23 protein-coding genes and 1 riboswitch are annotated in these 21,701 nt (G+C 42.3%); of the genes, 3 read left to right on the top strand and 20 right to left on the bottom strand.

The features are described 5' to 3' along the window. Positions 1-7: 7 nt before the first annotated feature. The 4 genes from ADH92_RS06230 to ADH92_RS06215 all read right to left on the bottom strand — a co-directional run bounded on the left by ADH92_RS06230 (position 8) and on the right by ADH92_RS06215 (position 5,603). Entirely contained in the window at positions 8-985 is a 978-nt protein-coding gene (locus ADH92_RS06230; protein ID WP_049497812.1) for an ABC transporter substrate-binding protein, read from the bottom strand. A 407-nt stretch (positions 986-1,392) separates the two neighbouring features. Then, complete coding sequence (locus ADH92_RS06225; RefSeq protein ID WP_049497811.1) at positions 1,393-2,742, bottom strand: hemolysin family protein; 1,350 nt, start codon at positions 2,740-2,742, stop codon at positions 1,393-1,395. Positions 2,743-2,857: 115 nt separating this feature from the next. Then, positions 2,858-4,339: an AcpB/EbpR/MafR family transcriptional regulator gene (locus ADH92_RS06220; protein WP_049497810.1), complete on the bottom strand. Its 1,482-nt coding sequence runs from the start codon at positions 4,337-4,339 to the stop codon at positions 2,858-2,860. Positions 4,340-4,475: 136 nt separating this feature from the next. Next, positions 4,476-5,603 (bottom strand): AI-2E family transporter, encoded by a 1,128-nt coding sequence (locus ADH92_RS06215; protein ID WP_049497809.1) that lies wholly within the window; start codon positions 5,601-5,603, stop codon positions 4,476-4,478. Positions 5,604-5,677: 74 nt separating this feature from the next. On the opposite strand from ADH92_RS06215, the gene ADH92_RS06210 reads away from it, so the two are divergent. Beyond that, positions 5,678-6,469: an ABC transporter ATP-binding protein gene (locus tag ADH92_RS06210; protein WP_049497808.1), complete on the top strand. Its 792-nt coding sequence runs from the start codon at positions 5,678-5,680 to the stop codon at positions 6,467-6,469. Positions 6,470-6,680: 211 nt separating this feature from the next. Here ADH92_RS06210 and ADH92_RS06205 read toward each other — a convergent pair whose 3' ends face one another. From ADH92_RS06205 to trmL, 7 genes are all read right to left on the bottom strand, one after another. Continuing rightward, entirely contained in the window at positions 6,681-8,735 is a 2,055-nt protein-coding gene (locus ADH92_RS06205; RefSeq protein ID WP_049497807.1) for a cation:proton antiporter, read from the bottom strand. Between the two features lie 12 nt (positions 8,736-8,747). Continuing rightward, positions 8,748-9,002, bottom strand: a complete 255-nt coding sequence (locus ADH92_RS06200; RefSeq protein ID WP_049497806.1) for a hypothetical protein — start codon at positions 9,000-9,002, stop codon at positions 8,748-8,750. Then, a complete protein-coding gene (mnmM, locus tag ADH92_RS06195) occupies positions 8,995-9,552 on the bottom strand; it encodes a tRNA 5-(aminomethyl)-2-thiouridylate-methyltransferase MnmM (protein ID WP_049497805.1) in 558 nt (185 codons plus the stop codon). The genes ADH92_RS06200 and mnmM overlap by 8 nt, the downstream gene beginning before the upstream one ends. Further along, a complete protein-coding gene (gene mnmL / locus ADH92_RS06190) occupies positions 9,536-10,495 on the bottom strand; it encodes a tRNA modification radical SAM protein MnmL/YtqA (RefSeq protein ID WP_080978975.1) in 960 nt (319 codons plus the stop codon). Before mnmL ends, mnmM begins: the two co-directional genes overlap by 17 nt. Before the next feature lie 57 nt (positions 10,496-10,552). Beyond that, a complete protein-coding gene (locus tag ADH92_RS06185) occupies positions 10,553-11,203 on the bottom strand; it encodes a phosphatase PAP2 family protein (RefSeq protein ID WP_049497803.1) in 651 nt (216 codons plus the stop codon). Further along, positions 11,193-11,765 (bottom strand): ECF transporter S component, encoded by a 573-nt coding sequence (locus ADH92_RS06180; RefSeq protein ID WP_338322204.1) that lies wholly within the window; start codon positions 11,763-11,765, stop codon positions 11,193-11,195. Before ADH92_RS06180 ends, ADH92_RS06185 begins: the two co-directional genes overlap by 11 nt. A 202-nt stretch (positions 11,766-11,967) precedes the next feature. Next, positions 11,968-12,117, bottom strand: a riboswitch (FMN riboswitch). Between the two features lie 80 nt (positions 12,118-12,197). Beyond that, the gene (gene trmL, locus ADH92_RS06175; protein WP_003008338.1) at positions 12,198-12,740 is read right to left on the bottom strand and encodes a tRNA (uridine(34)/cytosine(34)/5-carboxymethylaminomethyluridine(34)-2'-O)-methyltransferase TrmL; all 543 of its coding nucleotides are present in this window, start codon (positions 12,738-12,740) and stop codon (positions 12,198-12,200) included. A 333-nt stretch (positions 12,741-13,073) separates the two neighbouring features. Here trmL and trkA point away from each other — a divergent pair, with 333 nt between their 5' ends. Further along, on the top strand, positions 13,074-14,429 hold the full coding sequence (gene trkA, locus ADH92_RS06170) for a Trk system potassium transporter TrkA (protein WP_049497801.1): 1,356 nt from the start codon (positions 13,074-13,076) through the stop codon (positions 14,427-14,429). 5 nt (positions 14,430-14,434) lie between these two features. Further along, on the top strand, positions 14,435-15,874 hold the full coding sequence (locus ADH92_RS06165; RefSeq protein ID WP_049497800.1) for a TrkH family potassium uptake protein: 1,440 nt from the start codon (positions 14,435-14,437) through the stop codon (positions 15,872-15,874). 75 nt (positions 15,875-15,949) lie between these two features. Here ADH92_RS06165 and yidD read toward each other — a convergent pair whose 3' ends face one another. Genes yidD through racE form a run of 9 tightly spaced genes read right to left on the bottom strand, consistent with a single transcriptional unit; the run spans position 15,950 to position 21,633 of the window. Then, positions 15,950-16,192, bottom strand: coding sequence for a membrane protein insertion efficiency factor YidD (yidD, locus tag ADH92_RS06160; RefSeq protein ID WP_024056192.1), 243 nt, complete (start codon positions 16,190-16,192; stop codon positions 15,950-15,952). Next, a complete protein-coding gene (locus ADH92_RS06155) occupies positions 16,189-16,920 on the bottom strand; it encodes a pseudouridine synthase (protein WP_003005375.1) in 732 nt (243 codons plus the stop codon). Before ADH92_RS06155 ends, yidD begins: the two co-directional genes overlap by 4 nt. After that, complete coding sequence (gene scpB, locus ADH92_RS06150) at positions 16,910-17,479, bottom strand: SMC-Scp complex subunit ScpB (protein WP_003017403.1); 570 nt, start codon at positions 17,477-17,479, stop codon at positions 16,910-16,912. The genes ADH92_RS06155 and scpB overlap by 11 nt, the downstream gene beginning before the upstream one ends. Beyond that, positions 17,463-18,182, bottom strand: a complete 720-nt coding sequence (locus ADH92_RS06145) for a segregation/condensation protein A (RefSeq protein ID WP_024055478.1) — start codon at positions 18,180-18,182, stop codon at positions 17,463-17,465. Before ADH92_RS06145 ends, scpB begins: the two co-directional genes overlap by 17 nt. Further along, entirely contained in the window at positions 18,182-18,913 is a 732-nt protein-coding gene (gene xerD, locus ADH92_RS06140) for a site-specific tyrosine recombinase XerD (protein ID WP_049497799.1), read from the bottom strand. The genes ADH92_RS06145 and xerD overlap by 1 nt, the downstream gene beginning before the upstream one ends. Continuing rightward, positions 18,910-19,371: a cyclic-di-AMP-binding protein CbpB gene (gene cbpB, locus ADH92_RS06135; protein WP_003008353.1), complete on the bottom strand. Its 462-nt coding sequence runs from the start codon at positions 19,369-19,371 to the stop codon at positions 18,910-18,912. The genes xerD and cbpB overlap by 4 nt, the downstream gene beginning before the upstream one ends. Beyond that, the gene (locus tag ADH92_RS06130) at positions 19,368-19,889 is read right to left on the bottom strand and encodes a metallophosphoesterase (RefSeq protein ID WP_049497798.1); all 522 of its coding nucleotides are present in this window, start codon (positions 19,887-19,889) and stop codon (positions 19,368-19,370) included. Before ADH92_RS06130 ends, cbpB begins: the two co-directional genes overlap by 4 nt. Next, complete coding sequence (locus tag ADH92_RS06125) at positions 19,862-20,842, bottom strand: nucleoside-triphosphate diphosphatase (protein ID WP_049497797.1); 981 nt, start codon at positions 20,840-20,842, stop codon at positions 19,862-19,864. Before ADH92_RS06125 ends, ADH92_RS06130 begins: the two co-directional genes overlap by 28 nt. Next, a complete protein-coding gene (racE, locus tag ADH92_RS06120; protein WP_049497796.1) occupies positions 20,839-21,633 on the bottom strand; it encodes a glutamate racemase in 795 nt (264 codons plus the stop codon). Before racE ends, ADH92_RS06125 begins: the two co-directional genes overlap by 4 nt. Between the last annotated feature and the right edge of the window lie 68 nt (positions 21,634-21,701).

Raw genomic sequence — 21,701 nt, 5'->3', positions numbered from 1 at the left:
AAACCTCCTATTTTTCTACCTTCAACGAGCTAATATCAATTCCAAGCTCTTTCGCCATCTCTTTATTGGTATGCAATTCTAATTTTTCAGGTGTTTCAACTGCGATTTTGACAGGTTTCTCACCCTTCATAATGCGAATGGCCATCCGAGCAGCTTGTCTTCCCAATTCCTCATAATCAGTACCAAAGTTGTACAAGCCACCAGTAGCTACCATTTCAGCAGATCCACCAAAAACTGGCACCTTATGGCTGATAGAGACCTGTTTCACAGTGTCCATTGTAGAAGAAATGATGTTATCCGTCGGAACAAAGACGATATCTGCTTCTGACATGATACTGTCTGCTGCAGCCTTCACATTGTTACTATCGAGGATGGTTTTTTCAACCACTTGATAACCTTTAGCTTCAAGGATCTTCTTCGCATTGTCTTTTTGGACGACGGAGTTAGGCTCACTTTGCGTATAGAGGATCCCAACTGTTTTCGCCGTTGGAAGGACTTGCTTAATCATATCTACCTGTGTAGAGATCGCATCTTCTGACTGGTCACTTGTCCCCGTGATATTGCCGCCAGGCTCTTTCAAGTTTTTCACCAATTTCGCTGCCAATGGATCGGTCACAGCTGAGAAGACAACCGGCGTTGTTTTCGTCGTATTAGCCAAACTTTGTGCAGAAGGGGTTGCAATCGCAAAGACTAGATCACTTTCTTCCGCCAATTGTTTGGAAATGTTTTTCAGATTTCGTTGCTCCCCTTGAGCATTTTGGAAATCAATCTGGATATTTTTCCCATCCACATAGCCCTCTTTCTTCAACTCATCGATAAAGCCTTTTCGTGTCGCGTCGAGCGACTTATGGGTGATGTACTGGGAAATCCCAATCCGAAATACATTGTCTTTTTTAGCATCCTTCAGATGGTGTAAGGTCACCAATGAGGTTAACAGCAGTCCTACAACCAGGACAGGTGCTAGTAATTTCTTCACTACTTTCATTTTTTGACTCCTTTTCTGCAAATAAACAAAAAATCCGCTTAGATCATTCTCTAAACGGATGCTTGAAATTCTCCAACAAGTTACAAAACCTCGGTCCATTTAGATACTAGCTCTATGGACCATCATCAAAAATCTTAGCCACATAGATACAAACAAATTGCTTGGGTTGTTTGCATCCATGAGATCATGTCTACAAACACTATCTAAAGTAGCTAAAGTAAAATTTTTGAGTTGAAATGGCTTGTTGCTTCATGTTTATTTTCTGCTTTCTTTATTTATGGGTAATATCTTACCTTAATTTTTTTTAGCTGTCAAGACTATTTCAGAAATTTTTAAAATTTTTTGAAAATTCAACTAGCCCTGTCAAGAAAAAAATAGAGGCTGGAACACGTCCAGGCCTCTATTTTCTAATCTTCTTTTGATTTGGTTTCTTCATCATCTTCGACGATTTCAGAAATTTCAACTTTTACCTTGGTCACACGACCATTTTTCACCTTGTCATTTGTCAGAATCAAGTGTTTCTTTTGACTATCGACTTCACAGCTGAGTCGCTCTTTCAAGGTCGGAATTCGCCCAACCTCTGTCAGGTAATAGCCTGCAATGGTATCCACATCATCGCTTTCCAACTCAACATCAAAATATTCGTTAAAGTCATTTAGAGACATGGCTCCTTGTACGACATAGGTATTGTCCGCAATTTCAAAGACATCAATTTCCGCTTTGTCAGTCTCATCGTCAATTTCACCAACGATTTCTTCCAAGAGGTCTTCAAGAGTAACCAAACCAGACATCCCACCATATTCATCGAGTAGAATGGCCATTTGATTTTGCGTATTGCGCAATTCCTTCAAAAGATCATCCACAAAAATGGTTTCTGGAACAAACAAAGGTTCTTGCAAAATCTTTCTTAAGACAATATTATCAAAGCCATTGATAAATCCTTCGTTCAAGAGACGTTTGGTATGGATGAGACCGATGACATTGTCCTTGTCATCATCATAGACAGGAATCCGTGAAAAGTTTTGCTTAAGGATACTTTCAATAATTTCTTTGGTATCATCATTGATATCGACCATGAAGGCATCTGTCCGTGGGACCATGACTTCACGCGCTACCATTTCATCTAATGAAAAGATCCCTTGGAGCATCTCAATCTCGTCCGCATCTAGTGTTGCTTCACTATTGGTCAGCATATACTCGATTTCATCCCGCGTCATCTTTTCATCCGGATCATCGAATTCCATTGGCGTGATACGGCTCAAAAGGTTGGTCGATGCTGAAAGCAACCAAACAAAGGGGCTGACAATTTTTCCTAATAGAATCACAATCGGAGCTGTTCGAACAGCCAACTCATCTTTTAGGTTCATAGCGATTCGTTTCGGATAGAGTTCGCCAAACACGATCGAAATATAAGTCAAAAATGCTAGAGATAAAAAGCTTCCAGCTGCAAGAGCCGTTTTAGTATTGCCCATCCATCCAGCAATGACATGACCGAGACTTTCTGCAAGACTCGCCCCAGATAAGATGGTAATCAAGGTGATCCCCACCTGAATAGTGGATAAGAAATGGTTGGGCTGTTCCAAAACGCTAAGAAGACGGATGTATCTTTTATCTCCTTCTTCAGCCTTTTGCTCTACACGAGAGCGATTTAACGATACCATTGACATTTCAGTCGCCGAAAAAAAGGCGTTCAATAATGTCAAAACAATCAATAAAATAAATTCCAGTAAAATTTCCTGACTGCCAGGGTCTTCCATGGATAGTTTCCTCCAGTATATAATATTGTATATTATACCACAAAATAGGAGAGCCTGCATTCTTCTATAAAATTTTCTTTTTTTACCATCAAAAAATCAGGACCAGGTCCTGATTTTAGTGTTCTGCACTGGTAAAATCATAAAAGAAGGCATTGAGTTTTTCAACCAGCTCAAGCGATGAGAGACTACTTGTACAGATAAAAGGTTTTTTCTTTAATTCGGGCATCATAAAGTTGGCTACCACCACATCTGCATCCGAAGCTTCGATATCATCCACTGTCAGATTGTACTTGATCATCTGTGTAAATTCAAAGTTATCCGTACAGTAGAAATCAAGGAAATCAATCATGGATTTGGCATGGTGATCGTCAAAACGACTGATAATCAAGACCTTAATAGACTTCCGTCGGCGCAACAACTGCGGTAAGAGACGTTCCCAGTGAGTATAGACCGTGTAGATCATGTGCTTGATGATCTCTTCGTTCAGATCATGCTTCATGGTCTTCATATAAGTGATGATATGCTCCTTCAAATCATCATAGAAGGCTGGGAAGATGCTCATGAAATCTTCGTTGGTATTGGTCTTCGTATCAATTAAGAGGAACTCGGAGAATAATTCCTTCCGACCTAAGTGAGCCGTATTGTGAACGTGCATCAACATCTCATCAAGATTTTCAATGTCTAAATCATAGGTATAGCATAGATCCTTGAACATATCTTTGATGAGTCTGGTCGATTCTTTGGCATACGGATCAGTTTCTGCAGCTTCGACCAAGCTTTCTGGGCTGAAATAGAAATTCTCTTGAATGAAGATGATGAAGAATTGCTCCAGCACTCTTTCATTCAACTCGACACCCAACTGCAAACTAAAGTAGCGCAACATCCCCTCGACATTGGTCACCCCTTGATACTGGTCTTTATACACATCATAGTTCGTTGGCATGTCAATAAAATAGCCCTGCTTAATACGTGATAAGTAGACTGTCAAGAGAACTTTATAAGACCTGAGTAAAGAGAAGGTCAATGGATAGCCATAGAGTTTGAAGAAGAAGGTGATCAAATCGGTCACCGCCTCTTCCTTAAATTCTGGGAAAGGCCACTCCATATAGTAATAACGTTCCGCAAAATACTGGGCATAGAAGAAACGAACATCTACTTCATCCCCGACAAGATTCAAGGGTTTCAAATCAATCTTTACATTGTATTTGGTTTGAAGTTTCTGATTGATCGTCCGAATCAAGCGGTAGAAAGATTGGTAACTCAGATCAAACTTTCTGCAAATATATTCATTAGAAACATCCTTGTTGAAGAAGAGATATTCAATCAATTCGAAGGCTTGTGATTCTTTAAAAAAGTGATGATAAATCACCTCAAGCCCAACCGAATCCTCATAACTGATTTTGATCCCATTGGTAGAGGATTCAATTAAAAAGTCATCAAATGTACTACGAAGATTAGACAAATCCTCTTTTAACGAACGTTCTGTACAATCCAAACGCTTGGCCAACTCTTTCAAGTGGAACCATCTTTTTTCCTTAATCAAGATTTCCAATAATTGCAATTGGCGTCTCTGTTTTTTGGATAAGAGCAGTCTCATCTTTTCCTACCTTTTCATATTTTCTTTCAAAATCACTTATATTTTAACACATTTCATAGCACTTGTTGACTTTTTTCCAGCATTTTTTCAAAAAAATGTACAAAAAAGACTCCAAGGCCCATATAGGCGCTAGAGTCTAGGATTTATTAATGATTCCAAATTCTTCTTTTTTCTTCTGCTCCTTAGCAGCACGGTGGTTATCATAAAGATTTACCAAGAATTTTACAATTTCTTTTCCAATCGAATAGACTGGAATCGCAACGACCATCCCGATAATACCGTAGATATTACTTGAGAGTAACAAGAGGACCATAATGGTAATCGGGTGAACCTTCATCACGCCTCCAACGATACGCGGATAAAGAATATTTCCATCGATCTGCTGGATAATCAACATGTAAATGACTGCTTTGATCATCATATCCATATCGGTAAAAGCATAAGTGATGACCATCGGAATCAAGCCGATGGTTGGTCCTACATAGGGAATGAGGTTGGCCAATCCAGAAAAGATGGCAAAGACCAAAGCGTACTTCAATCCAATAAAACTATAGCCAATATAGGCTAGGGTTCCAATGATCAAGGCATCGATCGAAATCCCACTAATATAGCGAGAGACTGTTTCATTCAGACTAACCAAGAGGCTTGAAATGTGGAGTTTGTCATTGCGTAGAATGGTTCGCTCCAACATCGGCAATAACTTCTTCCCATCGACCAAGAAATAAACCAAGAAGACGGGGGTCATGATCAAGATAAAGACCGTATTGACAATGGTGTTAACCACACTTCCTAAACTGTTGGTCACACTATTCAAGAGATTTTGTAGGATATCCATATAAGAGAGATTCAACTGCTGAATCGTCGACTGGATATTCACATTCTGGAACAAAGGATTGGTCGAAAGTTTTCGAACCAAACTTTGGACTTCCCAGTAAAGTCCTTGAGTTGAATTGATCAAGCTGGTTAACTGATTGATCAAGATGGGGAGCAGATAAAAAATCCCTAAGCCAATGATCCCAAACAAGAGGACCAAGGTGATCAAAATCCCAAACACACGCTTGATTTTTAAATGTTTTTCCAACAATTCAACAATCGGATTGGTAATGTAATATAAAAAACCTGCAATTAAAAATGGTAAGAGGATGGTATTCAGAACAGATACAAATGGAGAAATTAAAGTTCCCATTGATTTCCAAATATAGAAAATCACCGTCAATAATAAGATCTCACATGTCCAGAATAACAATTTACTATTTCGAAACATTCCTTACCTCCTGTTTTCTATTCTACCATATTTTATGATAGAATAAAGGAGATTTTAATCAAAAGGATGAAGTTATGAAGAATTTGATTGAACTACAAGACGTCAATTTGATCCGTAATGGAAAAGCTCTTTTGAAAGAGATTAACTGGCAAGTGAAAGAAAATGAATGCTGGGCCATTTTAGGCCTCAATGGGGCAGGAAAATCGACCCTCCTCAAACTGCTCATGTCTGAATATTGGGCTAGTTCCGGCCAAGTAACGGTCCTTGGAACCCGCTTTGGAGAAGGGGGCATCCCTGAGTTGCGGAAGCGTATTGGGATCGTTAGCTCCTTTATTTCAGAAAGACTGCCAGAGCATTTTTTGACAGAACAAATTGTCCTAACTGGTCAATACAAGAGTAGTATTTTATATGCTGCATACGGGGAGGAAGAACTAAACTGGGCACGGGATATGCTAACTTCGATTGGAGCTAGCGCTTTGATCGGTCGCAAATACCGTGAGCTCTCCCAGGGAGAAAAGCAGACCGTTCTCATTGCACGAAGCCTCATGGACCAGCCAGATCTGATCATTTTTGACGAAGCTTCTAGTGGATTGGATCTCTTTGCCAGAGAAAAGCTCCTCCGCCAGATCCATCATATCAAACAACTGGATCACGCGCCAACCATGATCTACGTCACCCACCATGCCGAGGAAATTACAAAAGACATGACCCATGTCCTCTTACTCAAACATGGCCAAGTGGTTGAGCAAGGACCAAAAGATCAAATTCTAACACCAGGTGTTCTCAGCCATTTTTACGAAGCTCCTGTATCCCTTATTGATCTTGGTGACGAGCGACTCTTTGTCAAACCAGAAATCGCACACTGAAAAGAAAGTGAATAAAGCAATAAGAGAGTGGGACAGAAATCGGTAATTCGTTAGAATTCGATTTCGTCGTCCCACCTCCGCACAGTTGAGTAGGGCTGTAAAAGCTGATGAAATCAGCGTAGTAGATCCCACTCAACCACTGCATCTTGATCGACAATCCAAAAATAATTGAGAGGCTAGGACTTTTGTCCCAGCCTCTTTTACTCTTATCTCAACGATTTCGTGCATACTCGATCAAATCGTATGGAAGCGTATTGGCACTTTCTCTTAGGGAATAGCTTTCTAATTCATTGACATTTTGTCGCATACGGCGCGCTTGCTTGGCGGTAATCAGGTGTTGCGCTTCATATTCAAAAATAATCTTACGCTCCAAATAATAGCCTCTCAACATTTCATCGATATTATTTGGTTTCACGCGATTAATAACCCGCTCCACAAAGGCCCCACTGGTAATAATAGCTGTCTCTCTCAGACGAGATTCTTGTAGGAAAGAGATCAAACTGCTCCGATAAACCCCCTTGAGGTCTTCCAAACTTTCGATAATGATTTCCGTATTGGCCAGATAAAGGGCCGCAATCTGGTCATAATCAATGGCCTCTAACTTACTGTCTTCTCGGGTCCACCAGTTTCGCAAGCCAGATCCAAAAGTTAAGATCTCATGAACTAATAAACGCAAAAGTCGGAAAGACACCAAGAGGTAATAGGTTAAGCGAGACGAAAGATTGCGATTGACACGTTGCTCCATATTGCGAAGATAGCGTTGGTAGACACGGTAGCCCCGCTCTCGAATCTTTCCTTCTTCATAGGCCTGTTCCAAGCCGTCACTTTCAATACTCAAAATCAGGAGCTTCAACTGTTCCCAGTCCTTTTGAATGAGCCTGTTTTCTTGGCCTAGAATCAAGTTTTCTATGCGGCCATGGTAGTTATCAATCGCCGCATACAAGGGACCCTTGTGCTTGCTATTCTTTAGGTCTGCTTCTAATTCCATGACGACATCATTTAAAATCGCGATCTGCATCAGGTAGTCATTGGTTTCTTCCTTTTCTTCTGATAATTTTGGAAGTACCACTAAGCCTGCAATAAAGCTGACAAGGGTAACTCCTGCCACTAAAAAGAGTAGGATAGGGTATTCTTTTTCGATCTTGGTTGGAATCAAAAGAATCGTCGCAATCGAAACCGTTCCCTTCACACCCGAAAAGGTCAGCAATAAGGCATCTTTTAGATAATTTCTTAACGATTTTTTTAGTCGAACCGTTCGGAACCAATAAAAGAGGTAAACCATGACAAAACGAATCAAAAAGAGCAAGGCTGTCAACAGAAAGACAGAAAGAACTAAAAGAAGATTATTGTAAATGGGACTACTTAAGATGGGCTTGGAGATCATTTCCAATTCCATTCCTAAGATGACAAAGACCGACCCATTTAAGATAAAGTTGACCGTATTCCAGACAGTATGACTCACAGTATCTACCCGCGCTTCAAGGAGGGTAATGTGCTTAAAGCGACTGGCTTTTAGGATCCCTGACACAACTACTGCAATGATACCAGAGACATGGAGTTCTTCTGCTAGGAAGAAGGTCAACAGTGGGAGACTCAGTTCTAATAACAATTCACTGGCAATATCACTGGCGCGAACACTCAAGAGCAAGGTTTGCAACCACCGGTTCACAAAGGCCGTCAAGATCCCCACCGCAAATCCTCCAATAATGGAGATTCCTAAGGAAACCCCTGCCTCTCCAAGGGAGAAACTTCCGGTCGCAAGGGCTGCCAAGGCCACTCGAAAGGCAACTAGACCTGAGGCATCATTTAGTAATCCTTCGCCTTTTAAGATATTCGAAACCCGCTTTGGAAAGCTAAAGCGCTCAGACAGAGAAGCAAAGGCTACTAAGTCGGTAGGCCCAAGGGCTGCCCCTACTGCCATACAGGCTGCTAAAGGAAGGCTCAGCCACAAGGAGTGAGCTGCCCAGCCCAAACTAATGGTGGAGATAAAAATCACTGGGAAAATCAAATAGAGGATGACCCGCCAGTGCTTTAAGACGGAAGTAATATCTGCTTCTTCTGCTTCTCGAAATAAGAGAGGGCCAATGACCAAGGCCAGAAAGAGCTCGGTATCCAGATGAAAATTTTCTTCGGGCACAAAGAGAGCCCAACCAATCCCTAGTAAAATTTGAATCAAGGGCAGAGGAAGGCTCGGCACAAGTTTATTCGTGGCATTTGAGACGATCAAAATCATCGAAAAGATCACTGCATAAAGGAGTAGTTCCATATCACTCCCTCCTTAGCGTTCTTGGCAGCAGGTCTCAAATTGCTGTTTTAACTCCGCAATCTTTTGGTCTGTCTTGGTTACATCCTTGTGCTCAATCTTCTTTTGGCACCGTTCCATCTCAAGCGAAACCAATTTCTTTTTTATTTTGAGCATCTTTTTGGTCATATGGGCTTCATCATAAAAACCTATTGCACGCTCGTGGATGGTTGATTCGACAAAATCATGTCTCAATCCTTCGATTTTATTCTTTAAATATTCTTTATCCATGACGGTAGCTTTCTAATTTTTCGATCATGACCAAAAACGGTGGCTGATTCACTTGATTCAGTGTCCGGTAGATGGTCACTGTATAGTCTTTTTGAGGGAGCTGACTGACAAAGTCTAACACTGCATCACGCTCGATGTCTCCTCCCTCATGACCATAATAGATCATAATAGCAATTCGCCCACCTTTTTCTAGGCGAGCACAGATTTTTTCCATCGCTTCAATCGTAGTAGCCGGAAGAGTAATGACCGATTTATCCGCAGATGGCAGATAACCCAGATTAAAAATAGCTGCTTTGAGGGTCTCCACATATTGGTCCACATGCTGGTGACCATCCAAAATCAACCGGACATGTTGAAGACCCAACTTTTTCAATCTTTCTTGGGTATTTACAAGTGCTTGCTCTTGAATATCAAAGGCATAGACCTGGCCTGCTCGTTGGGCTAAAAAAGCTGTATCATGTCCATTTCCCATGGTCGCATCCACCACCACATCTTCTTTGGTGATGACTTCTGCTAAAAATTGATGGGCCATTTCAAGTGGTCGAAGCATCGGCAGTCTCCTTTTCTTCTAGCTTACATCCTTGGGTACTTCCACGCCGACGCATTTCAGTTTCAATAGCGTTTAGGACTTCCCATTTGTTGAGGCTCCACATAGGGCCAATCAACATATCCCGTGGGGCGTCTCCCGTAATCCGGTGGATGACAATGTGTTTGGGGATGATTTCCAACTGGTCACAGATGACCTTGACATACTCCTCCTGGCTCATGAGTTGAAGTCGTCCTTCATGATAGTCCCGTTGCATCCGTGTATTGGTCATCAAATGCAAGAGGTGCAACTTGATGCCATCAATCTCATTATCAGTCACACAACGGCGAACATTTTCCACCATCATCTCATGCGTCTCCCCAGGTAGACCATTAATCAGATGAGAGACGATCTCAGCCTTAGGCACCTGTTTGCGAATACGCTTGACTGTTCCAACATAAAGATCATAACTATGGGCACGATTGATCAATTCAGAAGTCGCTTCATAAGTCGTCTGAAGACCCAACTCAATCGTCACATGCATGCGCTCTGTCAGCTCTGCTAGGTAGGCCAAGGTCTCAGCTGGTAAACAGTCCGGACGCGTACCAATGTTGATTCCTACCACTCCTGGTTCATTGATGGCCTGTTCATACCGCTCTCGAATGACTTCCACTTTATCGTGGGTATTGGTGAAATTTTGAAAATAGACTAAGTACTTCTTCACATCTGGCCATTTCCGATGCATAAAGTCAATCTCTTTGTAAAATTGTTCTCGAATCGGAGCTTCTGGGGCCACAATGGCATCTCCTGAACCCGAGACCGTACAAAAAGTACAGCCACCATGGGCGACTGTTCCGTCTCGATTGGGACAATCAAAGCCTGCATCAATAGGGACTTTAAAGGTCTTTTCTCCAAATAAGGTTCGATAATAATCATTCAAAGTATTGTAGGATTTCATACCCTTCATTATAGCAAAAAAAGAGTCGAACTCAAAACGCGAGTTCAACTCCTAGTTGTTAGATGCTTATTTTTGCTTGCCTGTAAAGCGCCATTGAAATCGCAAGCGATCATACAAGGGATACTCAAACTGTAAGACAGCAAGGCCCAAAATCATACTGCCAAGAACGTCTGATGGATAGTGGACCCCGACATAAACGCGGGAAACCACAATGGTCACGATTCCCAGAACCAGCAAGCCTTGAAGGCAATAGCAGGCTGTTTTATTTTTTACATGTTGGCCGATTATAATGATCAAACTTCCCAAAACAAGGGTAGACGCCAGTGAATGACCACTCGGGAAAGAAAAGCCTTTTTCCTCTACTAGATGAAGAATACTTGGTCTCGGTCTCTGGTAGATATTCTTTAGAAGAAGAACTAAAAGACCCGTCAATACCAGATTGCTCCCTAGAAAAAGAGCTTCACTGTACCATTTCTTATAGGCAAAGACCGCCAGCAAAAGACCTACCCAGATGACAATGATCTTGGTATCCATGACGTGGGTCACCTTGGTGAAGAAGGCCGTCAGTGTTGCAGGCAGTTCGCCTCGAATAGCAGATTGAATCGTGCTATCAAAGCCTGTTAATTGTTGCGGGTAAAAGCGAATCACATACCCAAGAATGACAAAAATGAGAAGGGCGAAGCTTGCCTTCGCCCAATGTTGTTGTTTATTTTTCATATTTTTTCAAAATCGGTTGCAATAAGGTATAGATCAACCCAAATGCGATGGCCCAAATCACCCCTTCGATCAGGTTAAACGGTGCAACCATTGCTGCTAAATAGTGGATAAGCCCTAGTGTTTTCGAAATATCATAGTTCATAAAACGAGCATACAAAGGGATTGCATAGACATAGTTTACCAATACCATCGTGATACTCAAGCTGATCGTTCCAACAATCGTTGCCAGGACAAATCGACCATGGGTGCGTTCTTTGTTCCAAATCCATGCAAAAGCAAGAACAAAAACAAGAACTCCAATGATATTGATTGGTAATCCGATCAAGGTTTCAAGCCCCTTATTATTAAGGGCTAACTTAAGAACAGATCGGATCAAGGTTACCCAAACGGCACTTTTAAAATCCAACAGGACCAAGGCCAACATAATGGCGATAATACTCAAATCAATTTTGAAGAAATCTATCAAAAAAGAAAATTGATAGAACATCAAAATAAAAGATAAAGCGGATAAAACAGCCACTAGGGTCAGTTTACGTGTATTTGTCATAACAGGTTCCTCCAATTTTTTAAAAATTAGAGAAGCTGGAAAGACGTCTACCCCATCATTCTACTCTAAACTATTTAAACAAAGCTTAAACTAGAAAATATTCTAGTTACTTTAGCTGGTCTCCATCGAAACATGCCGTTAGTCAGTCTTAGTCCCTAACGTTCCATTTCCATGCATCAGCTCTAAACAGATCAGAATAGCTGTCAGTCTATTCGTCTCTCGTCTTCTCCCATCCAGACTATACTGTCGGTTGTGGAGTCACACCACATCAGCTTGCGCTCGCGGACTTCTTTAAGAGTATGGAAAAGAACATTTCCTAGTAAAAGTCACCGCCGGTCGGGAATTACACCCTGCCCTGAAGACTTCTTAATCATAACAAAAAAAACTTGCTAAGGCAAGTTTTGTAACTTTATAGATTACATCGTTCGGTTTTTTAGTTTTCATCGGCTATTTGAGCTTGTCGTGTTCATAACGATGGCTCAACTCCAGCCCCTTAAAACCTTGCTGGCGGAGAGCCTCATAGACAATCATGCAGACGGTATTGGAGACATTTAAACTACGGACATGCTCATCATTCATCGGAATGCGAATGGCCTTCTCTTCGTGCTGGCGCATAAAATCTTCCGGCAATCCTTTATCCTCGCGTCCAAACAAGAAATAATGGGACTTCCCATCCTGATAAGAAACGTCCGAATAGGTCTGATTTGCAAACTTGGACACTAGGTGCACCTGACCGTCGCGCGCCGCTTCCATAAACTCTTCCAAGCTATCATAAAAACGGACATCCAGCTTGTCCCAATAATCGAGTCCTGCTCGCTTCATTTTGCGATCATCGATCGGAAAAGCCATAGGGCGAATGATATGCAAGGGGGAATTGGTCGCCGCACAAGTCCGTGCAATATTTCCCGTATTTTGTGGAATCTGAGGTTGGAACAAGACGATGTGGTTTTGAGCAGCTGACTCTTGGTAGTCCAGTTCTTCAATATTCATACTCGATCTCTTTCTGATAAAAAAATAGCCACACTGCCCGGAGTCAAGCTCAGCAAACAGCGTGGTTACAGCTTCATTAACTTAACTCACAACAGGTTTGAGGTAAATCAACGAAGGTACTTTCTAAGTATAACACTTTTGAAGCTCCTGTCAATAGTTTTTTTAGATTTTTTTAAGAAACTTTATCAAAGTTTTCAATCCCTCCTCGTTCTACTCTTTTGACGATTCTTCCTACTTGTACTTAGCTTCTCAAAATTCCACCAGAAAATCCTTAAAAAAGATGAATTTTTCTTGAAAATAGAGTATGATAGAAGCATACTCTGGAGGTATTCTATGAAAATTATTGTTGTTGGTGGAGGAAAGGTCGGAACGGCCCTTTGTCGTTCTCTCGTTGCTGAAAACCACGATGTTATTTTGATCGAAAAAGACGAATCCGTTCTTAACCATATTACCAAACGGTTTGATATCATTGGAATTTTAGGAAATGGGGCAAATTTCAAGATCTTGGAGCAGGCGGATGTTGAAGACTGCGACATCTTCATTTCCATGACCGAGTACGACGAGGTTAATATGGTCTCTGCAGTTTTGGCTAAAAAAATGGGAGCCAAAGAGACCATCGTTCGGGTGCGGAATCCGGAATATTCCAATTCCTACTTCAAGGAAAAAAATATCTTGGGCTTCTCCCTGGTTGTCAATCCGGAATTGCTGACAGCACGTTATATTGCCAATATTATCGATTTCCCAAATGCGCTTTCTGTGGAGCATTTTGCCAATGGTCGGGTAGCCTTGATGGAATTTAAGATCAAGCCAGATAGCAATCTCTGCAATATGAGCCTCTCCCAATTCCGGAAGAAATACGGAAATGTCATTGTTTGCGCAATCGAGCGTGGCAACGAACTCACCATTCCAAACGGAGATTTTGTCTTGCAACCTCAAGACAAGATTTTCGTAACAGGTAACCGGATCGAGGTCGTTCTCTTCCACAACAATGTTCGCCCTCAGGTCATTAAAAGCATGATGATCATTGGTGCTGGGAAAATTGCCTATTACCTACTCAATATTCTTCAAGATGTACGCCGCAAGATCGATCTCAAGGTTTTAGAAGTCAATCGTGAACGAGCGGAATTCTTTAGCCAGGAATTTCCTGATCTCTATGTCGTCCATGGAGACGGAACTGCCAAAGACATTCTTTTAGAAGAGAGTGCCAATAACTTCGATGCTGTGGCTACTTTGACAGGGGTCGATGAAGAAAACATCATCACCTCCATGTTCTTGGATTCTGTCGGCGTCAAAAAGAACATTACCAAGGTCAATCGAACCAGTCTGTTGGAGATCATTGGCGATCAGGATATGACCAGTATCGTTACGCCAAAACGCATTGCCGTAGACACTATTATGCACTTTATTCGCGGACGTTACAATGCACAGTTCTCAAACCTAGAAGCCCTGCACCATGTCGCAAACGGTCGGATTGAAACCTTGCAGTTCCAAATTAAGGAAGACAATAAACTAACCCAATATCCCCTCTCTGAATTGAAATTGAAAAAAGGCGTCTTAATCGCTGCCATTATTCGAGATGGTAAGGCGATTTTCCCTAATGGAGATGACCGTTTGATGGTAGGAGATCGGATTATCGTAACCACCTTGATTCAAAATGTCACTAAAATCTACGATCTACTTGAGAGGTAAGCCTGATGAATAGAAGCATGATTCGTTACCTCTTGTCCAAGCTCCTCTTAATCGAGGCAGCTCTCCTGATCGTTCCCTTAGTCGTCGCTACGATCTATCAGGAACCTGCCAAGGTCTTTGTCTCTATTGGGGCAACCATGGCCATCTTACTTGGGCTGGGGCTACTTGGTAGTTTTCACAAACCAAAGGACTTTCACATTTATGCTAAAGAAGGAGTCCTGATTGTAGCACTCTGTTGGATTCTCTGGTCCTTCTTTGGTGCCCTTCCCTTTGTCTTTTCGGGACAAATCCCCAACATTATCGATGCCTTCTTTGAAGTCAGCTCCGGCTTTACAACAACAGGGGCAACGATTTTAGATGATGTGGGTGTCCTCAGCCACTCCCTCCTCTTTTGGCGCAGTTTCACCCACTTGATCGGTGGGATGGGAGTATTGGTCTTCGCCCTTGCCATTATGGACAATAACAAGAACAGCCACCTCGAAGTCATGAAGGCGGAAGTTCCTGGTCCAGTTTTTGGAAAGGTCGTTTCCAAATTAAAAAACACAGCTCAAATCCTCTACTTCTTGTACTTGGGCTTGTTCTTCCTCTTTGTGGTTCTTTATTTCCTTGCCGGCATGCCCCTTTATGATAGTTTTGTCATCGCCATGGGGACGGCTGGGACTGGGGGCTTTACCGTTTTTAACGATGGGATCGCCCACTACAATAGTAGTTTGATCACCTATTTAGTCAGTATCGGGGTTTTAGTCTTCGGGGTTAACTTTAACCTCTACTACTTCCTCATGATCCGAAAATTCAAGGCCTTCTTTAAAGACGAGGAATTGCGGACCTATATCACCATCGTCCTCGTGTCCAGTGTCTTGATCGCTTACAATGTCCTTCATCTCTATGCCAATGTCGCTAAGAGTTTTGAGATTTCCTTCTTCCAAGTTTCCAATATCATCACCACTACCGGTTTTGGTTATGGAACGACGGAAAAATGGCCTCTCTTTTCTCAGTTTATCCTCTTAATGCTGATGGTCATCGGTGGTTCTGCTGGATCGACCGCTGGGGGGCTTAAAGTCATTCGGTGCTTGACCTTATGGCGAATCGCAAAAAATCAGGTTCTTTCGACCTTGTCTCCGAATCGCGTTCTGACCTTGCATGTCAATGATACGGTATTGGATAAGGATACACAGCATCAGATCCTCAAGTACTTTACAATATACAGTTTTATCACGATCGGTCTGCTCTTTGTAGTCAGTCTAGACAATAATAACTTCATGACGGTTGTCAGCGCTGTCTTTAGTTGTTTCAACAACATTGGACCTATGATTGGAACAGGTCAAACCTTCTCCATCTTTAGTCCGATTTCAAAACTGTTGCTTTCCTTAGCCATGATTTCCGGACGGCTTGAAATCTATCCAATGATTCTTCTCTTCCTCCCTAAAACATGGTCTAAACGCTGATAGACAACTCTTGTACAAAATCAACACCCTTAGAAAAATAATTTCTAAGGGTGTTTCTGTTTATTTGCGATCATCCTATTTTGATTCTTCATTTCGCTTCAGACTAAAGTGGTCTGGCAAGGGATCTGGCCCCGCCTGGCTTCCAGGATGGCATCGTAAGATCCTTGCAATCCCCATCAAGACACCTTTCACACCAAAACGTTCAATCGCTTGGATCATATAATTGGAACAGGTCGGTTGAAAGCGACAAGAAGGCGGAAATAGGGGAGAGATCCATTTTTGATAGCCTCTGACCAGCGCAATCAGGATTGTTTTCATGCTTTTTTAGATTTAGTCACTGCTAGATTGTGCAACTGGCTGATTTCTTTTTTGTTCAAGCGACGGTATTCACCCGGACGTAGCCCTGAGACGTCCAAATTTCCAAACTGGGTCCGGGAGAGTTTATCCACTAAAAGTCCCACAGCTTCAAACATCTTTTTAACCTGGTGGTTACGCCCTTCATGAATGGTCAACTGAACCACTGAACGGTTCTTTTCGACATCCACTTTTAAGATCTCATAAGTCGCTGGCTTGGTTTTCTTTCCATCAATGGTCACCCCTCGCGTCAAGGGACGCAAGTTTTCCTTATTGGCAATCCCTTTGACACGCGCCACATAGACCTTATCAATTTCATTGCGCGGGTGAATCATCTCATCTGTAAAATCACCATCATTGGTCAAAATCAAGACACCAGATGTATCCCAGTCCAAACGTCCCACTGGGTAGATACGCTCTGGCACTTGAGATAAAAGGTCAACGACTGTTGTCCGTCCTTTATCATCCGATACACTAGAGATGACGCCACGTGGCTTGTTTAATAGATAGTAGACCTTTTCTTCGTTATAGATTGGAGTCCCTTCTACTTCAACCTGATCACCGGTTTTAATGATGGTCGCTAATTCACGCACAACTTGGCCATTGACCGTCACCAGGCCTTGCTTGATCAGTTCTTCGGCCTTGCGACGACTAGCCACGCCTGCATGGGCAATATATTTGTTAATTCTCATCTAGTTCCTCTGTTCTCTCTGAAAATAATTGACCCTCTTCTGGATCGATGTCCACTTCCTCAACCTTTGGCAATTCCTCCAAATGATTGATCCCCATATAATCCAAAAAATACTCCGTCGTGACATACAAATTAGGACGCCCGAGGACTTCTTTTTTCCCATCTTCGCGGATCAGATCAAATGATAGTAGTTTGGTAATGGCACCACTGGAATTGACGCCTCGAATATCATCAACTTCCACGCGGGTGATCGGTTGCTTATAAGCAATGATTGACAAGGTTTCAAGGGCAGCCCGAGACAAACTTTGGTTCATAGGCGTTCTAGAATAGTCTCGTAAAACCGAAGCATAGTCTGCCTTTGTCACCAATTTATAACGGGAAGCTGTCTCCATTAAACACAGACTCGTATCTGTATCCTCCTGGTATTTTTGGGCCAATTTTTCTAAACTTTGCACCACACCTGTTGGGGGTAAAGAGAGAAGATCTGCGATTTGTCTGGCAGTAATTCCTTCTTCACCCGCTACAAATAAGAGTGCTTCAATTTCAGCTAATTTGCTCATGTTCAATCCTATTTAAGTAAATTTCTCCAAAAGCCCTATCCTGTACCACTGTGACCTCTTGAATCTTGATCAATTCAAGGGTTGCAAGAAATAGGGTAATGACCTCTTGGAGATCCGCTGCTTCTAGAAACAAGTCCTGCAAGAGAACTTGTGAACGATCGTGGAATCGGTGACGCAGCTGGTCCATCAGATCCTCAATCTTGTATTCATCCTTTACAATGGTTGTATGGTTCTGGCGGAATTCTTCTTTTTTCTTGGTCAATAGTTTTGAGAAAGCCAAGAAGAGATCCACCGTGGTGCGATCATGAAGTAATTCGGTATCGTCATAGACCAATTCCATCTTCGGTTTCGAATAATAGAGGGCGCGCTCCTCGTGCTGCGAGGCCATCAACTCTCCTAATTGCTTGTAAGTACGGTACTCTTCCAATTGAGAAAGGAGGTCCTGCTCTAGATCCTCTGCTTCATCCATCTCCTCTGCGACCTTAGGAAGAAGTCTTCGACTCTTGATCAGGGTTAGTTGACTAGCCATCAGCATGTATTCCCCTGCCACCTCTAGTTTCATAGCCTGGAGAGTCGCCAAATAAGCCAGATACTGTTCGATCACCTCAATCAAGGGGACCTCATAGATATCCATCTGGTATTTAGAGACCAAGTGGAGCAAGAGGTCCAAAGGTCCTTCAAAATCTTTAATTTTAATATCCATTATTTATATTTTTCTAATGTCACCATGGTTTTTAGGCCCAATTCACGCGCAATACTAAAGAGATCCACACCGAGTTCCCGTTGTTTCAAAATATACTGCTCACGAATTGATTGCGCCGAAAGGTCTTGGTTGCCTTTTTCGATCAAGAAGGCTTCTAATTGTCGGAATCCCCACTGACGGGAGTAAGATTTTCCTTTATTATCAAAGAGATAGACACCATCGAGGAAGAGTTGCAACTCTTCCAGTAAAGGATCTGGAACTTTTAAAACCCGTTTTTGGCCATCTTTGCCCACTCGAATGACATGAAAGTCCAGCTGAATATCTTCGACCTTGACTTGGAGGATCTCACTTGGCAATAAGCCCATCTCCAGAATCAATAAGGCCATCAAGCGTCCCTGTGGGTTAGTTGATTCTTCCCAAAAATGGGTCAGATTCAATAATTCACGATCATGGGTTTTGGCCGGTTGAATTTTAGGCAAGACCAAACGATGGTATTCAGAAATAAAGCGTTCTTGATACAAATAATATAAAAATTGGTTAACAGCGGATAATTTCCGTTTTTGAACCGCCGGTTTAAAATCTTTAATCGAAGCTTGGTAAATTCTCAAATTTGTCGGTGTCACTTTTCCATGAATTGATTCAATAAATTGGTCCAAATCATAGAAATAGGCTGACTGAGAATTTTCACTTAGTTCTTTTTGATCAATAAAACTTGCAATAAATTCTTTCATTTTGGAATCATCTCGTATTCATTTGAAAAATTATGCATGAGCGAATTGATGGCTTTGAGGATCGATTTCCGCGTAATAATCCCTTGGAAATAACCTTCTTCATCCACCACCGATAAGAAGGAGTCATCTACCAACTTGTGAAGGACTTCTGTCAAATTGAAGTCTAAGCCGATGACCCCAACCTCCTTCTTTGCAACGTCTACGATATCCATCGAAGCAAAAGTCTCCTCAGGAATCTCGTGTTTCAATTGATAAGATAGAATATCCGTTAGGGAGATCGTCCCCACAAACTTGCGTTCATCCGTCACTACCGGGATGCGACTATAGCTAATCTGGCTCAACAGCAAAACCGCATGGTCTACATTGTGGGTATCAATCAAGACCGCTAAATTTTTGGCAGGAGTTAAGAACGTCTCTTCCTGCGCCAACAAGAAACGTTCAAATTCCTTTGCTATCATCTGCTAAACTCCTTTGTCAATTCAGGGTACAATTCATGATCTCGCGTATAATACTCTACCTTGAAGTTCGAATCGGTAATCTCTATCTTGGCATACAAACACTCGCGAATCAGACCACGAGGTTGGCTAATGGATCCAGGATTCACAAAGAGGGTTCTTCCTTCCTTCCAAGCATCTGGGATATGAAGATGGCCGTATAGACAGATATCTGCTTCCTCCTCTTGGGCCCACAGATCCAATTTTTGAAAACTAAAATTGATCTGGAAGAGATGTCCGTGGGTCTGGATGATCCGTGTTGGCCCTAGTTGGGTCACCAAGCGTTCCGGAAAGCCATCATAAAAATCCATATTCCCTTGGACAACGTGGATCCCTTCCCAGACAGGATCGTCACTTTTCAATTCAGAATCCCCATTGTGAAAGATCCCATCGACCTGACCTAGGTATTTTTCTTTAATAGCTTCAACAATGGAGCGGTCTCCATGCGAGTCACTCATAACGATGATTGTTTGCTTTGCCATGATGGAAATACCTCCAATAACTTTTTAACAGCTAAAGCACGATGTGATTGTGTATTTTTTTCTTCTAGCGTTAATTCAGCAGCAGCACGGCCCGTTTCCCCAACTAAGAAGAGAGGGTCATAGCCAAAGCCGTATTCCCCTTTGGGCTCAAAATTAATATACCCTGGCCAATCTGCTTCCACCACTAGGCTTTCCTTGCCCGGTCTTGCAACTACCAAGGTCGTATGGAACTGGGCTGAACGATCTTTCAAGTCAAAAACCATAGCCAATTCGTGCAACAATTTCGCATTGTTTTCTGCATCTGTCGCACCAACTCCCGCAAAGCGAGCTGACCAAACTCCTGGTAAGCCTCCCAAGATATCTACCTTCAAACCTGAATCATCTGCTAAGACTGTTTTCCCAGTTAGCTCTGCAATGGTTTCAGCTTTTAGGCGGGCATTCTCTTCAAAGGTCATCCCTGTCTCTTCGACTTCTGGAAGCTCTGGGTATTGATTGAGATTTTCCACTTCAAAGCCCAGCTTTTCAAACATATTACGGAATTCTTTGGTTTTTCCCTCATTTCGAGTCGCAATGAGAATCGTATCTTTGACCTTGTCTTGACCCAAGAAGGCTTCCAAATCCACTCCATCACTTGGCAAATGCAAGTAAAGCAATTTCCCTTTTTCAACCAAGAGCAAGGCACCTTGACGCTGGACAATTTCAAAATTTCTTCCCTTGACCTCGTTTAAGATTTCGGTCAAAAAGGTCAGAAAACGGAAGGCTGAACCATAGCGCATCACCGATAGATTGAGAGGGAATCCTTCAGGATCCTTTGCAAAGAGAAGTTCCAGCTGGTCTAACAGAGTGGAAGCTTCCGCAGGAACTTGACTAAATTGGTTGTAGTCTGCATCTTCTCCCCATTGGGCAATATACCAATCTTGGGGATCTTTGTATTCAAATAGTTTGTCACTCATAAATTTATGTGCTCCACATTCACTGAACGTTCTAGCCATTTTTCGGCAATCGCTGCAAAGCTATTGGCATTTGCAGTGGTATAAAAGCGGTGGGTCTGCTCTAAGAGTTCGCGACTCTTATTGAGCTCAAAATAGTTTAATAAAACGGAAATATCCCGAACACACTCTGCCCCACTATCAATCAATTTGACATCCGGTCCCATCACATTTTGAATGATCGGTTTTAAAAGGGGATAATGGGTGCATCCCAAGACTAAGGTATCAACCTTTCCAACTAGTGGTTTTAGGGTTTCGTAAACCACCTTTTTGGTCACACTGGATGCCAACTCGTTTGATTCCACTAAAGGAACAAACTTGGGACAAGCTAAACTGCTGACTTCCATGTCTGGTGACAGACTTTGAATCTTCTCTTTATAAATTCCAGAAGAAACCGTCATCGGTGTCCCAATGACCCCAATTTTTTGATGGGTCGTCGATTTAATGGCTGCCGAAGCTCCGGGCAAAATCACTCCTAAAACGGGAATATCAAGTTTCTCTTTGACTTCTTCCCAAACAACTGCCGTCGCTGTATTACAGGCTAAGACAATCATCTTGACATTTTTGGTCAGAAGGAAGTTCACCATCTGCCAAGTATACTCGCGAATTTGGTCTGCTGGTCTAGGACCATAAGGTGCACGCGCTGAATCTCCAATATAGACGACATCTTCGTGAGGAAGCTGACGGAGCAATTCGCGGACAACAGTTAGGCCCCCTACTCCAGAATCTAAAAAACCAATCGGTCGGTTATCCATATCTCTTCCTTCCAAAAGGAGGGACTAAGAAATTCCTCCAAGCCCCTCTCATTTATTATCGTGAGATT

This window comes from Streptococcus parasanguinis (assembly GCF_001073155.1).
Lineage (GTDB): Bacteria > Bacillota > Bacilli > Lactobacillales > Streptococcaceae > Streptococcus > Streptococcus parasanguinis_D.
Note: the sequence above shows the minus strand (reverse complement) of the source record. Positions and strands in the feature narration are given on the sequence as shown.

Bases quoted from the DNA above. Each gene is read 5' to 3' on its own strand.
- ADH92_RS06230 (WP_049497812.1), bottom strand. From the start codon at position 985: ATGAAAGTAGTGAAGAAATTACTAGCACCTGTCCTGGTTGTAGGACTG.
- ADH92_RS06225 (WP_049497811.1), bottom strand. From the start codon at position 2,742: ATGGAAGACCCTGGCAGTCAGGAAATTTTACTGGAATTTATTTTATTG.
- ADH92_RS06220 (WP_049497810.1), bottom strand. From the start codon at position 4,339: ATGAGACTGCTCTTATCCAAAAAACAGAGACGCCAATTGCAATTATTG.
- ADH92_RS06215 (WP_049497809.1), bottom strand. From the start codon at position 5,603: ATGTTTCGAAATAGTAAATTGTTATTCTGGACATGTGAGATCTTATTA.
- ADH92_RS06210 (WP_049497808.1), top strand. From the start codon at position 5,678: ATGAAGAATTTGATTGAACTACAAGACGTCAATTTGATCCGTAATGGA.
- ADH92_RS06205 (WP_049497807.1), bottom strand. From the start codon at position 8,735: ATGGAACTACTCCTTTATGCAGTGATCTTTTCGATGATTTTGATCGTC.
- ADH92_RS06200 (WP_049497806.1), bottom strand. From the start codon at position 9,002: ATGGATAAAGAATATTTAAAGAATAAAATCGAAGGATTGAGACATGAT.
- mnmM (WP_049497805.1), bottom strand. From the start codon at position 9,552: ATGCTTCGACCACTTGAAATGGCCCATCAATTTTTAGCAGAAGTCATC.
- mnmL (WP_080978975.1), bottom strand. From the start codon at position 10,495: ATGAAGGGTATGAAATCCTACAATACTTTGAATGATTATTATCGAACC.
- ADH92_RS06185 (WP_049497803.1), bottom strand. From the start codon at position 11,203: ATGAAAAATAAACAACAACATTGGGCGAAGGCAAGCTTCGCCCTTCTC.
- trmL (WP_003008338.1), bottom strand. From the start codon at position 12,740: ATGAATATTGAAGAACTGGACTACCAAGAGTCAGCTGCTCAAAACCAC.
- trkA (WP_049497801.1), top strand. From the start codon at position 13,074: ATGAAAATTATTGTTGTTGGTGGAGGAAAGGTCGGAACGGCCCTTTGT.
- ADH92_RS06165 (WP_049497800.1), top strand. From the start codon at position 14,435: ATGAATAGAAGCATGATTCGTTACCTCTTGTCCAAGCTCCTCTTAATC.
- yidD (WP_024056192.1), bottom strand. From the start codon at position 16,192: ATGAAAACAATCCTGATTGCGCTGGTCAGAGGCTATCAAAAATGGATC.
- ADH92_RS06155 (WP_003005375.1), bottom strand. From the start codon at position 16,920: ATGAGAATTAACAAATATATTGCCCATGCAGGCGTGGCTAGTCGTCGC.
- scpB (WP_003017403.1), bottom strand. From the start codon at position 17,479: ATGAGCAAATTAGCTGAAATTGAAGCACTCTTATTTGTAGCGGGTGAA.
- ADH92_RS06145 (WP_024055478.1), bottom strand. From the start codon at position 18,182: ATGGATATTAAAATTAAAGATTTTGAAGGACCTTTGGACCTCTTGCTC.
- xerD (WP_049497799.1), bottom strand. From the start codon at position 18,913: ATGAAAGAATTTATTGCAAGTTTTATTGATCAAAAAGAACTAAGTGAA.
- cbpB (WP_003008353.1), bottom strand. From the start codon at position 19,371: ATGATAGCAAAGGAATTTGAACGTTTCTTGTTGGCGCAGGAAGAGACG.
- ADH92_RS06130 (WP_049497798.1), bottom strand. From the start codon at position 19,889: ATGGCAAAGCAAACAATCATCGTTATGAGTGACTCGCATGGAGACCGC.
- ADH92_RS06125 (WP_049497797.1), bottom strand. From the start codon at position 20,842: ATGAGTGACAAACTATTTGAATACAAAGATCCCCAAGATTGGTATATT.
- racE (WP_049497796.1), bottom strand. From the start codon at position 21,633: ATGGATAACCGACCGATTGGTTTTTTAGATTCTGGAGTAGGGGGCCTA.